Source organism: Oscillospiraceae bacterium (genome assembly GCA_031265355.1).
Lineage (GTDB): Bacteria > Bacillota > Clostridia > Oscillospirales > UBA929 > JAIRTA01.
Window position 1 is genome coordinate 1 of the sequence record JAISCT010000008.1, and the last position, 3,676, is coordinate 3,676.

Annotated in this window: 3 protein-coding genes; all 3 read left to right on the plus strand. The window is 63.6% G+C overall.

What is annotated here, in order from left to right; translation table 11 throughout:
- The coding region (locus LBK75_01020) for an InlB B-repeat-containing protein (GenBank protein ID MDR1156878.1) at positions 1-1,513 on the plus strand (1,513 nt) is incomplete at its 5' end.
- 224 nt (positions 1,514-1,737) lie between these two features.
- The gene (gene hutH / locus LBK75_01025) at positions 1,738-3,279 is read left to right on the plus strand and encodes a histidine ammonia-lyase (GenBank protein ID MDR1156879.1); all 1,542 of its coding nucleotides are present in this window, start codon (positions 1,738-1,740) and stop codon (positions 3,277-3,279) included.
- A gap of 49 nt (positions 3,280-3,328) precedes the next feature.
- Positions 3,329-3,676 (plus strand): hypothetical protein (locus tag LBK75_01030; GenBank protein MDR1156880.1); only part of this gene is annotated, 348 nt, incomplete at its 3' end.

Below are 3,676 nucleotides of genomic sequence, written 5' to 3' on the forward strand. Positions count from 1 at the left end.
GTCGGGCATCGAACAAAACGGCACGGGCCACCGTGAATTCTATGCCAAGTGGGGCGACGGCAACACGCCCGACGTCTACAACATCACCTACCACAACGTATACGGCGCGGCAAACCCGAACCCGGCGACCTATACGATCCTCGACACTGCGGCCGGCGGCCTCACGCTGCAGGCGCTGACGGACCGTCTCGGTTACACCTTCACGGGCTGGTACACGGACGCCGCGTTCACAGCGCCGGCATCGGGCATCGAACAAAACGGCACGGGCCACCGTGAATTCTACGCCAAGTGGGGCGACGGCAACACGCCCGACATCTACAACATCACCTACCACAACGTAAACGGGGCGACAAACCCGAACCCGGCGACCTACACGATCCTCGACACGAAGGACAGCGGTCTCGCGCTGCGGGATCTGACAGACCGTCTCGGGTATACGTTCACGGGCTGGTATACGGACGACACGTACACGGTGAAGGTGACGGGCATCGAGGTCGACGGCGTGGGCTCCCGCGAATTCTGGGCCAAGTGGGGCGACGGCCCCGGCCCGGACGAGCCCAACACCTACAACATCATCTACCACAACGTGCAAGGCGTGACGAACCAAAACCCGGCGACCTACACCATCCTCAATACAGAGGCGGATGGCCTCGCGTTGCAGGGGCTGACGGGCCGCCCGGGCTATACGTTCACGGGCTGGTACGCGGATGCGGGCTACACGGTGCTGGTGACGAAAATTGAGAAAAACGGCACCGAAGACCGAGACTACTGGGCCAAGTGGGGCGACGGCGGGCCCGACAACCCCAACAAGCCGGATACGTACACGATCACCTACCAAAACGTGAACGGTGCGGTAAACTCGAATCCGGCTGTCTACACCATCATCGATACGCCGGTCGTCCTGAAAGCGCCGGTACGCACCGGATACACTTTTGAGGGCTGGTACGCGGACAGCGCCTACACGACGCCAGTCACGCGGATCGACGAAGGCAGTACGGGCAGCCGTACTTTCTGGGCCAAATGGAAAAACGACGCCGACGTCTACGCCATCACCTACCACAACGTACAAGGCGCGTACAATCCGAACCCGGCAACCTACACGATCCTCTATACGCCGCTTTCCCTGAATGGACTGATAGGCCGTCCCGGGTACACGTTCGACGGTTGGTACGCAGACCCAGGGTACACGGTGAGGGTCACGGCCATTGAGGCAGGCGGTACGGTCGACCGAGACTACTGGGCCAAGTGGGGCGACGGCGGACCCGACAACCCCAACAAGCCGGACCGATACACCATCACCTACCACATGGCAAACGGTATGACGAACCCGAACCCGACGACCTATACAATCATCGACACACCGGTCTCCCTGAGAGCGCCGGGATCTCTGCCCGCAGGCTATCAATTCGCAGGCTGGTACGCAGATGCGTATTACACCGTGCCGGTCACGCGGATCGAAGAGGGCACGACGGGCGATCGGACATACTGGGCCAGAATCATCGTCACCCCCTAGCGTGGATTGCACCTGCAACCCCCAACCCAAATTCTTGTTTTTTGTTGCCGCTTCGCGGCAACAAGGTACTAACGGACACACCGGGCAAATGATACAGCGAGAGGGCGTGCCGCCAAATGGTTTTTCGGACCTTGTGGCGCGGCACGCCCTCTCTTCGTCATCACATCGACGATAACACACGGTGGCGTCGATGTGATAGGCAATAGGAGATAGGTAATATCAGTATGAATATGGTAACAATCACCGAGGCAGATCTGAAGCTGCCGGACGTGGTACAGGTGGCGCGCGCGCGCGCGCGGGTGGCGCTGCATGACGCCGTGCGGGCGCGGATGGACGCCAGCCGCCGCTGGGTGGACAAGATTCTGGCCTCCGATCAGCCGGTCTACGGTATCAACACGGGCTTCGGCGAGCTCAGCAAAATCTTCATCTCCCCACAGGAGCGGGAGACTCTCCAGCGCAACCTGATCCTCAGCCACTGCTCCGGCGTAGGACCGTACCTGCCGGAGGATGTCGTGCGCGCAGCCATGCTGCTGCGGGTCAACTCGCTGGCCCGGGGATACTCGGGCATCAGAACCTCGACGGTCCAGATGCTGGTGGAACTCCTGAACCGCGACATCTACCCTGTCGTGCCCGCCAAAGGCTCCGTGGGCGCCAGCGGGGATCTGGCGCCGCTCTCCCACATGGCCGCCGTGCTGCTGGGCGAGGGCTCGGTGGTGCAGGACGGCCGCATCGTCCCGAGCGAGCCCGTCCTGCGCGCGGCGGGGCTCACCCCTCTCTCCCTGGCGGGCAAGGAGGGGTTGGCGCTGATCAACGGCACTCAGGTCATGACGGCCGTCGCCGCGCTGGTCTGCCACGACGCCGTCGCGCTTTTCAAGATCGCCGACATCGCGGCGGCGCTGTCGTTGGAGGCCCTGCGCGGCACGCGCACGGCCTTCGACCCGCGCATTGCGGCGGTGCGACCGCACCCCGGCCAGCGCGAGAGCGCGGAAAATGTGCTGGCGCTGACGCAAGGCAGTCAGATCATTCAGAGCCACGTCGACTGCGACAAGGTGCAGGACGCCTACTCCCTGCGCTGCGTGCCACAGGTACACGGCGCCTCTCGGGACGCGCTGCGGCGGGCGCTGGAGACCCTGCAAACGGAGATGAACGCGGTGACGGACAACCCTCTGGTCATGCCGGACACGGGCGAGATTCTCTCGGGCGGCAACTTCCACGGCCAACCGGTCGCGCTCGTAATGGACCATCTGAAGGTGGCCCTCTCGGAGATCGGGAACATCTCGGAACGCCGCATCAACCGGCTGGTCGACCCCAGCCTGAGCGCGTTGCCCTCGTTCCTCACGGCTTACCCCGGCGTCAACTCGGGCTTCATGATCTTACAGTACACCGCGGCCTCGCTGGTGTCGGAAAACAAAGTGCTCGCCCACCCGGCATCGGCGGATTCGATCCCCACCTCGGCCAACCAGGAGGACCACGTCAGCATGGGCACGATCGCTGCCCGGCAGGCGCGGGAGATTTTGGAGAATGTCAAATATGTTCTCGCGATCGAGCTGATGGCGGCCGCGCAGGGGGTGGACTTTCTCGCCCCCATGGCGCCCGGCATGGGCACCGCCGCGGCCCACCGTCATCTCCGCACTCTCGTCTCCCGGCTGGAGGAGGACCGGATCCTGACGCCGGACATTCTGGCGGTCCGCCGATCTGTCACCGACGGTTCTCTGCTCGCAGCCGTCGAATCCAAGGCCGGCGCACTGCGGTTTGCCAGCGCTTGACGTTCTCGCACATGTTTTACAAATGGATTTTGGAAGGAGTGCACCCAATATGGCAGAGAAGAAAACGAGAAACGGCGCGCGGTGGATGCCGAGCGTCATGGCGTTTGTGTTGCTCTTCAGCCTTCTCCTGACACCGTCGTGGCTGACGGCATCCGGTTTGGAGGCGGCGGAAACGGCTGAGGTGCAGACGGCGCCGGCGGAAGACGCCATCGAGACGCCGGCGGAAGACGTCGCCGAGGCGCCGGAGGAGGAGACGCCGGAAACCCCGGAGGAAGACGCCGCGGAAGCTCCGGAGGAAGACGCCGCCGAGGCGCCGGAGGAGGAGATTCCGGAAGTGCCCCCCGTTCGGGCGGCGCCGGCCGGCGTTGTACTGGTGAATATCTACCGCAACGTCAGC

Coding starts and splice junctions, on each gene's coding strand:
- hutH (MDR1156879.1), top strand. CDS start 1,738: ATGAATATGGTAACAATCACCGAGGCAGATCTGAAGCTGCCGGACGTG.